The sequence below is a fragment of the Streptomyces sp. 4N124 genome (genome assembly GCF_052245395.1).
Classification (GTDB): domain Bacteria; phylum Actinomycetota; class Actinomycetes; order Streptomycetales; family Streptomycetaceae; genus Streptomyces.
The window spans coordinates 1-16,020 of record NZ_JBQQBS010000109.1 but is presented as its reverse complement, the minus strand read 5'-3'; the positions used below and the strand labels follow the sequence as shown (position 1 = coordinate 16,020).

The following is a 16,020-nucleotide window of genomic DNA, read 5'->3' as shown; positions in this document are numbered from 1 at the left end:
GCGCCACCGAGACCGCCGTGGCCGCCGTGCACGACCGCGGACTGGTCTTCAACGACCTGCACCCGCTCAACATCATGCTCGCGCCGGACGACCGGACCGTCCGGCTGCTCGACTTCGAGGCCGCCACGCCCCTCGGCGAACACCGCGGCCAGACCATCGCCCACCCCGGTTTCGCCGCCCCCTCCGACCGCGAGGGCCACGACGTCGACCACTACGCCCTCGCCTGTCTGCGGCTCGCGCTCTTCCTGCCCATGACGTCCCTGCTCGTCGTCGACCGGGGCAAGGCCGCCCACCTCGCCGAGATCGCGGCCGACCAGTTCCCGGACCTGCCGCGACAGTTCTTGGACGAGGCGGTCCGCGTCATCACGGGCAAGCGGAAACCCGGCGCCGCACCCTGTCTCCCCGCCGATCCCGCGGGCCGGCCGGAAGGCCCCGCATCGATGGTGCGGGCGATCCTCCGCTCCGCCACCCCCGGCCGGGACGACCGGCTCCTGCCCGGCGACATCGCCCAGTTCGACGAGGCGGTCCGCGTCGTCACGGGTGAGCGGAAGCCCGGCGCCGCGCCCTGGTTCCCCGCCGATCCCGCGGGCCGGCCGGAAGGCCCGGGATCGATGGTGCGGGCGATCCTCCGCTCCGCCACCCCCGGCCGGGACGACCGGCTCCTGCCCGGCGACATCGCCCAGTTCGACGACGGCGGCGGCCTCGGCATGGCGTACGGCGCCGCCGGAGTCCTCTACGCCCTCGACGAGACGGGGCACGGGCGCTGGGAGGAGGGCGAGCAATGGCTCCTGGACCACACCGACCCGCCGCCCGACGGGACACCGCCCGGCTTCTACGACGGCCTGGCCGGGGTGGCGTACCTCCTCGACCGCCTCGGACACACCGGCCGTGCCCTCGATCTCATGGCCCGCGTCCTCGACGAGGAATGGCAGCGGCTCGCCCCCGGCCTGCACGGCGGACTCGCGGGCCTCGGCCTCACCCTTGACCAGATGGCCCGTACGACGGGGGAGCCGGGGCTGCGTGACCACGCGATGACGGCGGCCCGCATCCTCGCGGAACGGGACCACTCGGCGGGCAGGCGGGCGGGACTGCTGGACGGTGCGACCGGACCGGCGCTGTTCTTCCTGCGGCTGTACGAGTCCACCGGTGACGGCGGGCTCCTCGACCACGCGGCGTCCGCGCTCCGCGCCGACCTCGCCCGGTGCGTACGGGACGACACCGGCACCCTCGCCGTGGACGAGGGCTTCCGCACCATGCCGTACCTCGGGACGGGCAGTGTCGGCATCGGTACGGTCATCGAGGACTACCTCGCCCACCGCCCCGACGACGAGGAGTTCACCCGGGCCCGCAACGACATCGCGCCGGCGGCCCGGTCCCGGTACTACGCGCAGCCCGGCCTCTTCCACGGGCGCGCCGGGATGATCCTGCACCTCGCCCGAACCGGGGCGTCACGCACCGACCTGGAGGCGCAGACCGCCGCGCTCGGCTGGTACGCCATGCCGTACGAGGGCGAACTCGCCTTCCCCGGCGAGCAGATGATGCGGCTCTCCATGGACCTGGCCACCGGCACCGCGGGCTGCCTGCTCGCGCTCACCGCGGCCCGCCCCGGCCGCACCGTGGCGCTCCCCTTCCTTCCGCCGCTGCCCGCAGCGGCGGCACCCGGACCGGCCCGAGAAGGGTCGTGACACACACAACCGTCCCCAGGGAAAGGACGACCGACATGGCACTGCTCGACCTGCAGACACTCGAAGTCCCCGACGACGACGGCATGGACGGCGGCGGCGCGAACAGCAATCTCAGCGTCACCGGCTGCCCCGGCAAGAGCAGCCTGAGCCTGCTCAGCTGCTGAGATCGCGGCACCGCCTCCCCGCCGGCCCCGGACGGCCCCTCCCGCCGCCCGGGGCCGGTGCGATGCCGACGGAAGGTCGAGGCGGGCCAGGAGGGATCACATGTCTCAAGTCCCCGCCGCGCCACGGCGGTTCGTGCGGGACACCGTGCGGCAGGGCGCCGCGCCCGCCGCAGTCGTGCTCGTGGCCGGCGTGCTGCTGGCCGCCACCGGACTCGCCCTGCCCGCCGTGATCGGGCGGACCCTCGATCTGCTGCTGGCCGGACGGCACGGTGAGGCGGGCAGGTGGGTGACGCTGTGCGCCGTCCTCACCGCGGTCGCCGTCCTGGCCGGGGCCGTGGAGGGCATGGTGACCGCCAGTGGCAGCGCGGGAGCGACAGCCCGGATGCGCGGAACGGTGCTGCGGCATCTGCTCGATGCCGGGCCACGGGCGGGCGAACGGTTCGCGCACGGAGACCTCGTGGCGCGGCTCGTCGGCAACGCCGCCCAGGCCGGGACCGTGCCCGTGGCGCTCGCCGCCGCGCTGGCCGCCGTCGTCACACCGGTCGGCGGGCTGGTCGCCCTCGCCCTCACCGACCTCTTCACCGCCGGTGTGGTGCTGATCGGGATGCCCCTGCTCGTCCTGGTCCTCAAGGTCTTCGTCCGGACCTTCGGCGACCTCACCGCCCACTATCTGCGCGCCCAGGGCGAGATGGCCGGACGCCTCACGGAGGCGCTGCGCGGGGCTCGTACCATCGCCGCGGCCGGTACCCGCGAACGGGACGCGGCCCGTATCCTCGCGCCGCTGCCCGAACTGTCCCGGCAGGGACACCTCGTCTGGCGAATCATGGGCCGCTCCACCGCGCAGGCCTCCCTGCTCCTGCCCCTGCTCGAACTCGCCGTCCTCGTCGTCGCCGGACTCCGGGTCGCGGCCGGAGAACTGAGCGTCGGCGGTCTGCTGGCCGCCTGGCGGTACGCCGTCCTGGCCACCGGCGCCGGTGGGATCGTCGAAGAGCTCAGCGGCCTGATCCGCGGTCGCGGCGCGGCCCTACGGCTCGGCGAGGTGCTCGACCAGCCCGTCATGGAGTACGGCACGGTCCGCGAACTTCCGCCGGGCGACGGCACCGTGGAGTTCCGTGGCGTCACTCTGCGCCACGCGGGCCGGGAGGTGCTGCGCGGCATCGATCTGCGGCTGCCGGGCGGTACGGCGGTCGCCGTCGTCGGCCGCTCCGGCAGCGGCAAGTCGGCCCTGGCCGCACTCGCCGGGCGGCTCGCCGACCCCGACACGGGCACGGTCCTCCTCGACGGTGTCCCGCTCCCCGCGCTGACCCGTCGGGCACTGCGCCGCGAGACCGGGTACGCCTTCGCGCGGCCGGCCCTGCTCGGCGGCACCGTGGGCGGCACCATCGCCTTCGGTGCGTACGACCCCGGCGAGCGGGCCGTCGCCGACGCGGCCCGCGCCGCCTGCGCCGACGACTACGTGCGCCGGCTGCCCGACGGGTACGGCTCGGCCGTCGCCGACGCGCCGCTTTCCGGAGGGGAGGCCCAACGCCTGGGCCTGGCACGGGCGTTCGCCCACGCCGGGCGGCTGCTCGTGCTCGACGACGCCATGTCCAGCCTCGACGCCGTCACCGAACTGAAGGTGTCCCGCGCGCTCCTGCACGGCGGTGGCGCCCGCACCTGCCTGATCGTCGCCCACCGCGCCTCCACGGCCGCCCGCGCGCGGCAGGTGGTGTGGCTGGCGGACGGACGGGTCCGCGCGGTGGGAACGCACACGCAGCTGTGGCAACTCCCCTCCTACCGGGAGGTGTTCGCAGAGGAGACCGTCGATGCCTGAGACCGTCCGGGCGGTGCTTCCGCAGCTGCGCCGCGCGCCACGCGCCGTCGTACGGCTGCTCGCCTGGTCGGTCCTTGAGACCGCCCAGACCTTCCTGCTCGGGTACGCGCTCGCCCGTGCGCTCGACGACGGGTTCCTGCGGGGCGAACCCGGTACCGGGGTGCGCTGGCTCGCCGGGGCCGCGCTCGCGGTGGTGTTCGGGGCGTTCGGGACGGCCCGGGTCTACGCGGCGCTGGCCGGAATCGTGGAGCCGATGCGCGACGACCTCGTGTGCCGGATCGTGCACCGGGCGCTGCGGGACCCCGACGGCGCGGCGGTGTCCCGGCTGACCCATCAGGTGGAGATCGCCCGCGACACCCTGGCAGGCCTGCTGCTGGTCTCCCGCACCTTCCTGCTCACGGCCGCCGCGGCGCTGGCCGGTCTGCTCGCTCTGGCCCCCGTCCTGCTGCTGATCGTCGTACCGCCGCTGGTCGCCGGGCTCGCGCTGTTCGCGGCGACGCTACGGCCGCTGGCCCGGCGCCAGACCGCCTTCCTCGTCGCCGACGAAGCCGTCACAGCCGACCTGGACACCGCGCTGGCGGGGCTGCGGGACATCGCGGCAGCCGGCGCCCAGCCCCGGGTGGAAGCCGACGCCGCCCGCCGTATCGACGCGGAGCTGCGGGCGGCCCGTGCCCTGGCCCGCTGGGGAACACTCCGGGAGCTGGCCGTCGGGATCGCGGGCCGCCTGCCGGTCGTCCTGCTGCTGGCGAGCGCCCCCTGGCTGCTCGGCCACGGCGTCACCCCCGGCGCCCTGGTCGCCGCCCTCGCCTATCTCACCCAGTCCCTGCTCCCCGCCCTGCAGAGCCTCGTCCTGTCCCTCGGCACCTCCGCCGCCCGCCTCGCCGTCGTCCTGAACCGCCTGACCCCCGAGGGCACGGAGGAAGCCGTGTCACGGCTTCCCCACGCCAACCTTCCGCCCGACCGGGGAACGCCCGGTACCGCGGCTTCCTGGCCCGCCGTCTCGTTGCGCGGCCTCACCTTCGCCTACGGGTCTCATGCCGAACCGGTGCTGCGCGGCCTGGACCTCGATCTGGCTCCGGGCGGGCATCTCGCGGTGGCCGGGCCCAGTGGGATCGGGAAATCCACGCTGACCGCGCTGATCGCGGGGGTGCTGGAACCGGACCGGGGCGAGGTGCGGTTGTCGGGCGTGCCGGTGGGCGGGGGGAGGCCGGAGGCGTCGGCGGCCCTGCGGGTGCTCGTGCCTCAGGAGGCGTACGTGTTCACGGGGACAGTGCGCGAGAACATCGCCTATCTGTGTCCCGAGCCGCCCCCCGATGCCGCCGTCCTGGCCTCGTGCGCCGCCGTCGGGGCGGACGGGCTCGTCGCCCGCCTGGGCGGGCCGGACGGGCAGGTGGATCCCGGGTCCCTGTCCGCCGGGGAACGGCAGCTGCTGGCGCTGGCGCGGGCCCATCTCGCCCCGGCGCCCCTCGTCCTGCTCGACGAGGCGACCTGCCATCTCGATCCCGCGGCCGAGGCGCGTGCGGAGCGTGCGTTCGCCGGGTGCGGGCGGGAGCGGGCCGGGGGCGCCCTGGTCGTCGTCGCCCACCGCATCAGCTCGGCACGCCGCGCCGACCGCATCCTGGTGATGGACGGCGCGCACACCGACTGCGGTACGCACGAGGAACTGCTCGCACGGTCCGCCCTCTACCGCGATCTCGCGGGGAGCTGGGCCGAGGGGTCACACCCAGCCCTCTGCCCGGCAGATCCGGATGGCGTCGATGCGGTTGCGGGCCCCGGTCTTGCGGGTGATGGCCGCCATGTAGTTGCGCACGGTCCCGTTGGACAGATGGAGGTTGCTCGCGATCTCCGCGAACGAGGCGCCCGCGGCGGCCAGTGACAGCACGGTCAACTCCCGCTGCGTCAGCGGCATCTGTGCGGCCTGGAGGAAGGTGAAGCCGAGCGAGGTGTCGACGAATCGCTCACCTTTGGCGACGGCCCGGACGGCGGTCACCAACCGCTCCGGCGATCCCTCCTTGTTGACGTAGCCAAGGGCTTGCGCCTCGACCGCCCGTCTCAGTGGGCCCGGTCTGTTCGCGGTGCCGAGCACCAGCAGCCGGCAGGGTCCGGGATCCGGAGGGGGCCGGTCCGGGGTGCCGAGCCGCAGCGGCAGCTCCTCCAGCGGGGGCATGTCGTACGGGTCGGAGCAGTTCAGGTCCGCCACGCACACGTTCGGGGACAAGGACCGCACACGCTTCGGCGCCATGTGCCACGGCGCGTCGAAGACGTCCAGGTCCCATTCCCGCGCCAGCCAGTCCGCGAGCGCCGAGCGCAGGAGACACTCGTCGTGCACCAGGAGTACCCGGATCACGTCCCGCTCCTTCGGTCCCGTGGTTCCGTGTACCGGTCGCTTCGTCCGGTGTGCTGCTCTCCATCCTGGCGGGCGGTTACCCGGGGCGTCGGCGAACATGGGCCCAAATCTGGACATGCAAAGGGAGACGGGGAGTTGAGCGGTTCTCCGGGCGGCTCCCCGGGCGGTCCGGTCGTCAGGCCTGTTCGGTCGTCAGGTCGATCAGCCTGCACACCGTCTCGATGTCGATCTTCACCTGGGCGATCGACGCACGGCCCGAGAGCCAGGTGATCAGCGCCGAGTGCCAGGTGTGCTCGATGACGCGGACGGCGGAGAGCTGCTCGGGCGTGGGGTTCTCCAGGCCCATCGCGTCCAGGATGATCACGGTCGTCTGCCGGGACACCTGGTCGACCTCGGGCGAGACACTGCGGTCCGCGAAGGTGAGCGCGCGGACCATCGCGTCGGCGAGATGCGGCTCGCGCTGCAAGGCGCGGAACGCCCGCATCAGGGTCTCCGCGACCCGCTCCGCCGCCGTCTCCCCGGCCGGCGGCTTCTTCCGCAGCGTGCCGTGCATGTGCTCCAACTGGTCCTGCATCGTGGCGACCAGCAGATGCACCTTGGACGGGAAGTACCGGTACAGCGTGCCGAGCGCCACCTGCGAGGACTCCGCGACCTCCCGCATCTGCACCGCGTCGAAACCACCCCGGCTCGCCAGCTGCGCGCTCGCGTGCAGGATGCGACGACGGCGTGCCTCCTGCCGCTCGGTGAGGGGCGGGGAGGCGGGGTGCGAGGTACTGGCGTCCGCAGGCATGGGTCCCGTTCCGTGACAGTCCGTGAGGGCGTGCGATCAGACAGCATGGCAGGCTCGACGCGGTTGCGCCGTCGTGGCGTGAATCACCTGATCCTCCGCTCACAGTGGCCCTACCTGCCGGTAGATTCAGAGCCTCTTGAACGATCAAGTCTGAAACTTGTTCTAGATTAGCGTCCCGGCGTAATCTCGCGGGACAGTGCGTGGAGAAGGGGGCCCAGAGTGACCGCTGAGGCCAGTCAGGCGGGGTCCGAGGAGGATCCGGCAGCCGACGGCGGGCGACCGCTCCGTATCGCGCTCCTCACCTACAAAGGGAACCCGTTCTGCGGCGGCCAGGGCGTCTACGTACGACACCTCTCCCGCGAACTCGCCCGCCTCGGTCACCGCGTCGAGGTCATCGGCGCCCAGCCGTATCCGGTCCTGGACGAGGGCTACGACGACCTGAGTCTCACGGAACTCCCCAGCCTCGACCTCTACCGCCACCCCGACCCGTTCCGGAACCCCAAGCTCGGCGAGTACCGCGACTGGGTCGACGCGCTCGAGGTCGCGACGATGTGGACCGGCGGCTTCCCCGAACCCCTCACCTTCTCCCTGCGCGCCCGACGCCATCTCCGCGCCCGGCGCGGCGAGTTCGACGTCGTCCACGACAACCAGACGCTGGGCTACGGCCTGTTGGGCGACGTGGGCGCGCCCCTCGTCACCACCATCCACCACCCGATCACCGTGGACCGCCGCCTGGAACTGGACGCGGCCGAGGGCTGGCAGCAGCGATGGTCCAAGCGCCGCTGGTACGGCTTCACCCGCATGCAGAAGCGTGTCGCGCGCCGCCTGCCGTCCGTGCTCACCGTCTCCGGTACGTCCCGCCAGGAGATCATCGACGATCTCGGCGTCCGCGAGGACCGCATCCACGTCGTCCACATCGGCGCCGACACCGACCTGTTCGCGCCGAATCCCTCTGTACCGCAGGTGCCGGGGCGGATCGTGACGACATCGAGTGCGGACGTGCCGTTGAAGGGCCTCGTGTTCCTGGTCGAGGCGCTGGCGAAGGTCCGTACGGAACACCCCGACGCGCACCTCGTCGTCGTGGGCAAGCGCCCAGAGGAGGGGCCGGTCGCCCAGGCCGTCGAGCGGTACGGCCTCGAAGGCGCCGTCGAGTTCGTCAAGGGCATCTCCGACGCCGAACTCGTCGACCTGGTCCGCTCCGCCCAGGTCGCCTGCGTGCCGTCCCTCTACGAGGGCTTCTCCCTCCCCGCCGCCGAGGCGATGGCCACGGGGACGCCGCTGCTCGCCACGACCGGCGGCGCGATCCCGGAGGTCGCCGGACGCGACGGAGAGACCTGCCTCGCGGTACCGCCGGGCGACTCGGGCGCGCTGGCCTCCGGCCTGAACCGGCTGCTCGGTGACCCGGAGTTGAGAGCACGGCTGGGTCGCGCCGGCCGTGAGCGCGTGCTGAAGCACTTCACCTGGGCACGGGCCGCCGAGGGAACGGTGTCCCGCTACCGCGAGGCGATGACTGGCTCCGCAGTCACGCTTCCCGGACGCTCCGCCGCCGCAGCGACGAGCCAGGCCGCCCAGGTGACCGCAGCCGCAGAAGCTGTTGACGTTGTACCCGATCCCGAAAGCAGGGCCACGTGCTGACCGTCGACTTCTCCCGGTTCCCGCTCGCCCCCGGCGACCGTGTGCTGGACCTCGGCTGCGGTGCCGGCCGGCACGCGTTCGAGTGTTATCGGCGGGGTGCGCAGGTCGTGGCGCTCGACCAGAACGCCGAGGAGATCAGCGAGGTCGCGAAGTGGTTCGCGGCGATGAAGGAGGCGGGGGAGGCACCGGAGGGGGCCACCGCGACCGCCATGGAGGGCGACGCCCTCGCGCTGCCCTTCCCGGACGAGTCCTTCGACGTCGTGATCATCTCCGAGGTGATGGAGCACATCCCGGACGACAAGGGCGTACTCGCGGAGATGGTGCGGGTGTTGAAGCCCGGCGGGCGGATCGCGGTCACCGTCCCCCGCTACGGCCCCGAGAAGGTCTGCTGGGCCCTGTCCGACGCCTACCACGAGGTCGAGGGCGGCCACATCCGCATCTACAAGGCGGACGAACTGGTCGGGAAGATCAAGGAGGCGGGGCTCAGGCCGTACGGCAGTCATCACGCCCACGCCCTCCACAGTCCCTACTGGTGGCTCAAGTGCGCGTTCGGCGTCGACAACGACAAGGCGCTGCCGGTCAAGGCGTACCACAAGCTGCTGGTCTGGGACATCATGAAGAAGCCCCTGGTGACGAGGGTCGCCGAGCAGGCGCTGAACCCGCTGATCGGCAAGAGTTTCGTGGTCTACGCGACCAAGCCCCACCTCCCGCGTCTCGCCGAAGCCGAGGTGGCCGCCAAGTGACCACCCCCCGGACAGAACACCTCGTCCTGCCCGGGGTCCTCACCGCAGAGGAGGCCGCCGCGACCGTCGCCGGCATCCTCGCCGTGCAGCGGGAGGACGGCGCGATCCCGTGGTTCCGGGGGCATCACCTCGACCCGTGGGACCACGTCGAGGCGGCGATGGGCCTGGACGCGGCCGGTGAACACGAGGCCGCCGAGCGGGCGTACCTGTGGCTGGCGGCCCACCAGAACGAGGACGGCTCGTGGTACGCCGCGTACCACGACGGCGATCCCGGCGCGGTCACCGACCGGGGCCGCGAGACGAACTTCGTCGCCTATGCGGCCGTAGGCGTCTGGCACCACTACCTCGCGACCGGCGACGACACGTTCCTGGACCGCATGTGGCCCGTCGTCCACGCGGCGATCGAGTTCGTGCTGTGCCTCCAGCAGCCGGGCGGGCAGATCGGCTGGAAGCGCGAGGACGACGGTACGGGCGTGAACGACGCGCTGCTGACCGGGAGTTCGTCGATCCATCAGGCGCTGCGCTGTGCGCTCGCCATCGCCGAGCAGCGTGAAGAGCCGCAGCCGGACTGGGAGTTGGCGGTCGGCGCGCTGCGGCACGCGATCCGCCGGCACCCCGAGCGGTTCCTCGACAAGGACCGCTACTCGATGGACTGGTACTACCCCGTGCTGGGCGGCGCGTTGACGGACGCGGAGGCCAAGTCCCGGATCGAGGCGGACTGGAACCGCTTCGTCGTGCCCGGCCTCGGGGTGCGCTGCGTCGTCCCCAACCCGTGGGTGACGGGCGGAGAGTCGGCCGAACTCGCCCTGGCGCTCTGGGCGATGGGCGAGTCCGACCACGCGCTGGACATCCTCCAGTCGATCCAGCACCTGCGGGACCCGGAGACCGGCCTCTACTGGACGGGCTACGTCTTCGAGGACCGCACGGTCTGGCCCCGCGAGCTGACCACCTGGACAGCCGGCTCCCTTCTCCTCGCGGTCGCCGCTCTGGGCGGCCACGAGGCCACGTGCGCGGTGTTCAGCGGGGACCGCTTGCCGCGGGGGCTGGACCCGGATTGCTGTGGCTGAGCTGTGCGTGGTGCTTCGTCTGCGGGCCGGTGGGGGCTGGTCGCGCCCACGCGGCGGAGCCGCAAATTGATACAGCCCCGCGCCCCTTCGGGGCGCTCTCAGTGCTTGCTGATTCGGCCGGCCAGGGCGTGTCCCACGAACAGGTACACGACCGCCGCGAGGCCGTAACCGCAGACGACCCTCGCCCATTGCTCGTCGAAGGTGAACAGGTCATGGGACCAGCCGGCAAGCCAGCGGGCCGCGTCGTGGATGAACTGCACGAAGTCGTTCGCGCCGTTCGCGTCCAGCAGGTACATCAGGATCCACAGCCCGAGGATGGCGGCCATGACGTCCGCGACGAGGGCGATGACCCTCCCGGCCTGATTGGAGCCAGAGGTAGGAGACATACCTTGCGGATTGCCCTTGAACCCTGAATCAAACCAAGTCGGACGCCGTTAACCCCTCGTTCCACCGGAATCGGCCCTACCAGGGGCTTGTGTTAGAGATGATCATCGATGATCCTGCCCCGGAGAGGGCAGGAGAGCCGGTGTCCGCAGCAGACAGACCGCACGCCACATCCGAAGCCGACAGACCACGCGCCGCAGCGGAACCACGGCTGGCCACCCGAAGCAGGGCACGCCGCCGCCGGCGCTTACCCCTCCACGTCGCCATCGCACTGCCACTCGCCCTGACCGGACTGATCGCCCTGCTCGTCACGGGCAACGCACTGCGCCCCTTCGACCGCGTCATCACCCTCCACTCCCTCATGGCCTCCAAGTCCGACTACTTCAAAGACCCCGAAGTACAGCGGCTGTTGCTGAAGCACGGCATCCGCGTCGACATCAAACGGCTCGGCTCCCGCGGTATCGCCGAACAGTCCCTGGACGGCATGGACGTGGTCTTCCCGTCCGGCCAGCCCGCGGCCAAACTGATCCTCAACCGGCAGAATCGATCGGTGGATTCGGCACGTCCCTTCGTCACACCGCTGGCGCTCGGCACGTTCCGGCAGTACGCCGAGACCTTGGAGCAGGTGGGCGTGGCCACCGCGCAGCCGACGACGGACGGCGGCAAGACGCTCTACTACGACCTGAACATGCCCAAGTTCATGGACCTGCTCGACGGCCTGCACGAGGGACGCGCGATGGCCCACCAGGACAAGGACGGGATCAAGGAACGCGCCGACACCTGGAACGGCATCGGCTTCGACAAGACAGGCAACGGACGAAGCAACGGCAACCGCGTCCTGGTCCGCACCTCCGACGTCTGCGAGTCCAACTCCGCGGGCAGTTACCTCAGCATCCTCGCCTTCGTGGCGAACGGCGACAGCACACCGGGTGCGGACGAGAACGACAAGGACGCCATCAAGGAGGCCGAGGAGGTCGCCCGGAAGATCAAGCCCCTCATCACCCTCCAGGGAATGTGGGACGACGAACAGGCCGACAGCTACTTCTCCGACGTCGGCGACACCGTCCCCATCGCCCTGATCTACGAGCACCAGTACCTGGCCCACCAGATCGACCACGTGAGCAAGAAGAAGCAGCGCGATTCCCTCCGCGTCCTGCTCTACCCCTCTCCCTCCGCCCTCACCAAGCCGCAGCTCATCTCCCTCAGCGAGCAGGGAGACCGGCTGGTCGAGCTCATCAAGGAGGACCGCGACCTGCGTCGACGCGCCATCGAACTGGGCTTCCGCGTCCGGGCCTCCGGCGAGGACGGCACCGGCAAGCAACTCGACACGTATCTGCGCGAGCACGGGATACAGGCGCCGGTGGACAACCCCGACCAGACCGCGATGTACGAGCCCGACCTGGAGGTCCTGGAGCGGATCATCGATGACGTCGGCGGGTGCTCGCCGCCCGAACGGGACACCCCATGAACCGGTACGCCCGCACCCTCACCGCCTCCCTCACCCTCACCCTGGCCCTCCTCGCCACCCTCACGTCCTGCACCACGGGCGAGGAGGACGTCACCCTGCGGGTCCTCGCCAGTCCCGAACTGGCCGATCTGGAACCTCTGTTGGGTGAGCTGAAGGACGACACCGGCGTCGAGCTGGAGATGGACTACCAGGCCACGGCCGATCTCGCGGGCGCCCGGAAGCCGTCGTACGATCTGGCCTGGCCCACCTCCGACCGCTCCTTCCTGCTGCGCCTGGAGGACTCCGGCGAGCGGGCCACCCGGCCCGAGTCCACCCCGATCATGCGCTCGCCGGTGGTGGTCGGCCTCACCCCCGAGGCCGCCGATGCCCTGAAGGCGAAGGTGCCCGGCGGACGGCTGTCGTGGGCGGACCTCGCGGACGCGGCGGCCGACGGGACCCTGCGGTTCGGGATGGCCGACCCGCGGCGCAGCGACACGGGGCGCGCGGCCCTCGTCGGCGTCGCCACGGCGGCGGCGGGGACGGGCAGTGCGCTGCGCGAACAGGACGTCTCCTGCGACCGGTTGCGCGGTTTCCGCTCGGGCCAGACCCTCACCGGCGCCAGCTCGCGTGAGCTGGTCGACGCCTACGTACGGAATCAGAACCACGCCGGCGCGCTGATCGCGCACGAGTCCGAGCTGCTGTCCCTGAACGCCACGGACAAGCTGCGCGAGCCGCTCCAGATCGTGCACCCCGAGGACGGCATGGTGCTGTCCGACTTCCCGCTGCTGCTCCTCAACTCCGATCAGCGAACCGCGTACCGAAAGGTGGTCGACTGGCTGCTGAGCGCCGACACGCAGCACAAGCTGATGAAGCGCACCTGGCGCCGCCCCGTCAACCAGGACGTCACGCCCGCCCAACCCCTCCAGACACCGGTCGGCAACGCGCTCGCCTTCCCCGACCGGCTGTCCATCGTCGAGCGACTCGTCGCCGACTACGGCGATCCTGCGAGCGCCACCACCGATCAGGTGGTGTTCCTGCTCGACTTCTCCACCTCCATGCGCGGCGAGCGGATCACCGACCTGCGCGCCGCCTTCGCCGGCCTCAGCGGCGCCGACCCCACGTCCACCGGGAAGTTCGCCCGCTTCTACCGGGGCGAGCACCTCACAGTCGTACGATTCGGCGGCAGCGTCCTTCAGGAGCGCACGGTGACCGTGCGCGGGGACGCAGATCTCCGCACCCTCGACAAAGTGGTGGCCGCCGACGACTTCGACGACGCCACCGCCGTCTGGTCGGCCCTCGACCGCGGCTACCGCATCGCCGCGGCGGCCGTGAAGGAGGCGCCCGAACGGCCCGTGTCCATCGTGCTGATGACGGACGGCGAGAGCAACGCGGGCATCGGCTATGCAGAGTTCCTGCGCCGCCACTCCCGGCTCGGGTCCGACGCACGCGAAGTGCCCACCTTCCCCGTCCACTTCGGCGAGGCCGACGCCGGTGCGCTCAAGAAGGCGGCGACCGCGACCGGTGGCCGCATGGTCGACGCCAACGTTTCCTCACTCTCCGACGCTTTCAAGGAGATCCGTGGGTGTCATTGACAGTCAGTGGTGGAGCATGCGGTGGCCATGGATGGTCGTCTGGCTCCTGACGGCGGCCTGCTTCGCCGTCGTCGTCCAGTACGTGCTGGCGCGCTGGATCGTGGCGCGCCGAGTACGCCGGCAGGGTGGCGGGACGGTCTCCGGCCTGTGCATCTACCTGCACGAGACCCGGGTCGAGGGCGTCGCGGACTTCCTCGGTATACCGAAGGCCGACATGAACGTGTCCCAGGAGACCAGCCTCTCCAGAGGCTTCGGGGTGTTCAGCAGGTTCACCGTCGGCGGTGGCAACGTCAACCGCGAGGCGAGCACGGCGACCCGTACCGAGTACTGGGAGCCCAACACCCCCATGAAGACCATCCGCCTCATCATGGACCGGCTCCGGGAGCGGGACATGGTGGTGGACGCCGACCTCACGACCGGAAAACTCGTCCCCACCGCAGCCCTCGCCAACGATCTGCGGGGCACCGACGACGAACACAGCGCACCGCTGACCGCCGTCAGACCGCCGGCCTACGTCTCCGTCTCCGGCATGTTCACGCTCCGCAGACTGGACGGCGACCACGTCGTCCTGCGCGCCCGCTACGGAAACCTCATGCCACCCGCGCATGTGCAGATCACCTGCGAGGAGTCCTGGGTCCGCGAGGAGTTCGGGGTGGACAGCTACGCGGAGGACGAGGAGTTCGCGGCGACCTGCCTGGGCAGGGTGCGCACCTGGAACGCCGCGACGCGCGTCCTCACGCTGAACCCGGTGTCCATCTTCCAATGACCACGGGTTGAGCAGTGACTACGAGTTGAGCTCGGCCAGCACCCGCAACGACCGCCGGTCCGGTGCCAGCGCCAGCAAGTCCGTCACCGGCCCCTTCCGCCACAACTCCAGCCGCTCGGCGATCCGTTCGCGCGGCCCGACGAGGGAGATCTCGTCGGCGAAGGCGTCCGGAACGGCGAGTACGGCCTCCTCCCGCCGCCCCTCCAGGAACAGCCGCTGAATCCGCCGCGCCTCCTCCTCGTACCCCATCCGCGCCATCAGATCGGCGTGGAAGTTGCGGGAGGCGTGGCCCATGCCGCCGATGTAGAAGCCGAGCATCGTCTTGACGGGGAGGAGCCCTTCGGCGAGGTCGTCACAGACGTGCACCCGGGCCAGGGGGGCGACGAGGAAGCCCTCGGGAAGGTCGGTCAGCGACGCCTCGTACGCCTCGGGGCGGGTCGGCGACCAGTACAGCGGCAGCCAGCCGTCGGCGATCCGGGTCGTCTGCGCGACGTTCTTCGGCCCTTCCGCGCCGAGCAGGACGGGGAGTTCGGCGCGCAGGGGATGGGTGATGGGCTTGAGGGGCTTACCGAGCCCGCAACCGTCCTCGCCCCGATAGGGAAGCGAGTGAAATCGCCCGTCGAGCGCGACGGGGGCTTCGCGGCGCAGGACCTGGCGTACGACATCGACGTACTCCCGGGTCGCGGTCAGCGGCGACTTCGGGAACGGACGGCCGTACCACCCCTCCACCACCTGCGGTCCCGACAGCCCCAGCCCGAGCATCATCCGCCCACCGGAGAGATGGTCGAGAGTCAGCGCATGCATGGCGGTGGTGGTGGGCGACCGCGCCGCCATCTGCGCAACGGCCGTACCCAGCTTGATCCTCGACGTCTGCGCGGCGATCCAGGTGAGCGGCGTGAAGACGTCCGACCCCCAGGACTCCGCCGTCCATACGGAGTCATACCCGAGCCGCTCGGCTTCCTGGGCGAGCGGCACATGGTCGGAGGAGGGGCCACGCCCCCAGTAGCCAAGTGCGAGACCGAGCCGCATACGCTGCTCCTCCTGACGGCGTGTCAGTTGTTCTTCAGGGGCTGCGACTGTACGACAACGGCCCCTCACCGGGAAGGGTGAGGGGCCGTCGTACGGCTACTTACCGGTCTCAGCCGCGCTGAATCCCGGAGGTGTCCTGCAGCACACCCCGACGGCCGTCCTGCGTCTGCGCGACCAGCCCCGGACCGCGCTGCTCGACGGCCAGGTACCAGGTCCCCGGCGCGAGTTCGGCGATCGGCTGCTGCGAACCGTCCTCCGCGAACAGGGGGCGCGGCACGGGCACGGCGAACCAGAACGGCGAGAAGTCCCCACCGGGCTGCGGTTGGGGGGCCTGCGGCTGCGGAGCCTGCGGCTGCTGGGCACCGTAGGGCTGGCACGGCTGCGGCTGACCACCGTAGGGCTGACCCGGCTGACCTGGCTGACCCGGCTGCGGGGCGCCCGCGCCCGGGTAGCCGTAGCCGCCGGGGGGCTGGGCGCAGTAGGGCTGGGGGGCGGCGGGGCGGGGGGCCGGGAGGAGGGCGGCTTGGGGGGCGGGGACCAGGGGAGTGGCGACGGCGC

Annotated in this window: 12 protein-coding genes and 3 pseudogenes; 10 read left to right on the top strand and 5 right to left on the bottom strand. The window is 71.5% G+C overall.

What is annotated here, in order from left to right:
* The 4 genes and pseudogenes from ACTWQO_RS47435 to ACTWQO_RS47420 form a co-directional block, all read left to right on the top strand.
* Nucleotides 1-1,685: pseudogene (locus ACTWQO_RS47435) on the top strand (class III lanthionine synthetase LanKC); the annotation flags it as partial.
* A gap of 35 nt (nt 1,686-1,720) precedes the next feature.
* Complete coding sequence (locus ACTWQO_RS47430) at nt 1,721-1,849, top strand: SapB/AmfS family lanthipeptide (protein ID WP_362945026.1); 129 nt, start codon at nt 1,721-1,723, stop codon at nt 1,847-1,849.
* 100 nt (nt 1,850-1,949) lie between these two features.
* Complete coding sequence (locus ACTWQO_RS47425) at nt 1,950-3,662, top strand: ABC transporter transmembrane domain-containing protein (protein WP_443243623.1); 1,713 nt, start codon at nt 1,950-1,952, stop codon at nt 3,660-3,662.
* The gene (locus ACTWQO_RS47420; protein WP_443243622.1) at nt 3,655-5,538 is read left to right on the top strand and encodes an ATP-binding cassette domain-containing protein; all 1,884 of its coding nucleotides are present in this window, start codon (nt 3,655-3,657) and stop codon (nt 5,536-5,538) included. The genes ACTWQO_RS47425 and ACTWQO_RS47420 overlap by 8 nt, the downstream gene beginning before the upstream one ends.
* Here ACTWQO_RS47420 and ACTWQO_RS47415 read toward each other — a convergent pair.
* Together ACTWQO_RS47415 and ACTWQO_RS47410 are read right to left on the bottom strand one after the other, a co-directional pair.
* Nucleotides 5,464-5,829: pseudogene (locus ACTWQO_RS47415) on the bottom strand (LuxR C-terminal-related transcriptional regulator); the annotation flags it as partial. The gene ACTWQO_RS47420 and the pseudogene ACTWQO_RS47415 sit on opposite strands and share 75 nt — an antisense overlap.
* A gap of 355 nt (nt 5,830-6,184) precedes the next feature.
* Entirely contained in the window at nt 6,185-6,799 is a 615-nt protein-coding gene (locus tag ACTWQO_RS47410) for a TetR family transcriptional regulator (protein WP_443243621.1), read from the bottom strand.
* Between the two features lie 219 nt (nt 6,800-7,018).
* On the opposite strand from ACTWQO_RS47410, the gene ACTWQO_RS47405 reads away from it, so the two are divergent.
* The 3 genes from ACTWQO_RS47405 to ACTWQO_RS47395 are packed head-to-tail and all read left to right on the top strand — an operon-like array spanning nt 7,019 to nt 10,244.
* The gene (locus ACTWQO_RS47405) at nt 7,019-8,434 is read left to right on the top strand and encodes a glycosyltransferase family 4 protein (protein ID WP_443243620.1); all 1,416 of its coding nucleotides are present in this window, start codon (nt 7,019-7,021) and stop codon (nt 8,432-8,434) included.
* Nucleotides 8,428-9,177 (top strand): class I SAM-dependent methyltransferase, encoded by a 750-nt coding sequence (locus ACTWQO_RS47400; protein ID WP_443243619.1) that lies wholly within the window; start codon nt 8,428-8,430, stop codon nt 9,175-9,177. The genes ACTWQO_RS47405 and ACTWQO_RS47400 overlap by 7 nt, the downstream gene beginning before the upstream one ends.
* Nucleotides 9,174-10,244, top strand: coding sequence for a prenyltransferase (locus ACTWQO_RS47395; protein ID WP_443243618.1), 1,071 nt, complete (start codon nt 9,174-9,176; stop codon nt 10,242-10,244). Before ACTWQO_RS47400 ends, ACTWQO_RS47395 begins: the two co-directional genes overlap by 4 nt.
* A gap of 98 nt (nt 10,245-10,342) precedes the next feature.
* Here ACTWQO_RS47395 and ACTWQO_RS47390 read toward each other — a convergent pair whose 3' ends face one another.
* Nucleotides 10,343-10,630 carry a hypothetical protein gene (locus tag ACTWQO_RS47390; RefSeq protein WP_328365601.1) on the bottom strand — a complete coding sequence of 96 codons (288 nt, stop codon included), beginning with the start codon at nt 10,628-10,630 and terminating at the stop codon, nt 10,343-10,345.
* Between the two features lie 140 nt (nt 10,631-10,770).
* Between ACTWQO_RS47390 and ACTWQO_RS47385 the strand changes: the two genes are divergently transcribed.
* The 3 genes from ACTWQO_RS47385 to ACTWQO_RS47375 are packed head-to-tail and all read left to right on the top strand — an operon-like array spanning nt 10,771 to nt 14,433.
* Nucleotides 10,771-12,096, top strand: coding sequence for a hypothetical protein (locus ACTWQO_RS47385; protein ID WP_443243617.1), 1,326 nt, complete (start codon nt 10,771-10,773; stop codon nt 12,094-12,096).
* Nucleotides 12,093-13,667, top strand: coding sequence for a substrate-binding domain-containing protein (locus tag ACTWQO_RS47380; RefSeq protein WP_443243616.1), 1,575 nt, complete (start codon nt 12,093-12,095; stop codon nt 13,665-13,667). Before ACTWQO_RS47385 ends, ACTWQO_RS47380 begins: the two co-directional genes overlap by 4 nt.
* Nucleotides 13,654-14,433 (top strand): hypothetical protein, encoded by a 780-nt coding sequence (locus ACTWQO_RS47375; RefSeq protein ID WP_443243615.1) that lies wholly within the window; start codon nt 13,654-13,656, stop codon nt 14,431-14,433. The genes ACTWQO_RS47380 and ACTWQO_RS47375 overlap by 14 nt, the downstream gene beginning before the upstream one ends.
* Nucleotides 14,434-14,451: 18 nt before the next feature.
* On the opposite strand, the gene ACTWQO_RS47370 is transcribed toward ACTWQO_RS47375, so the two are convergent.
* Both ACTWQO_RS47370 and ACTWQO_RS47365 read right to left on the bottom strand, forming a co-directional pair.
* Entirely contained in the window at nt 14,452-15,462 is a 1,011-nt protein-coding gene (locus ACTWQO_RS47370) for an LLM class F420-dependent oxidoreductase (protein WP_443243614.1), read from the bottom strand.
* Between the two features lie 109 nt (nt 15,463-15,571).
* Nucleotides 15,572-16,020: pseudogene (locus ACTWQO_RS47365) on the bottom strand (hypothetical protein); the annotation flags it as partial.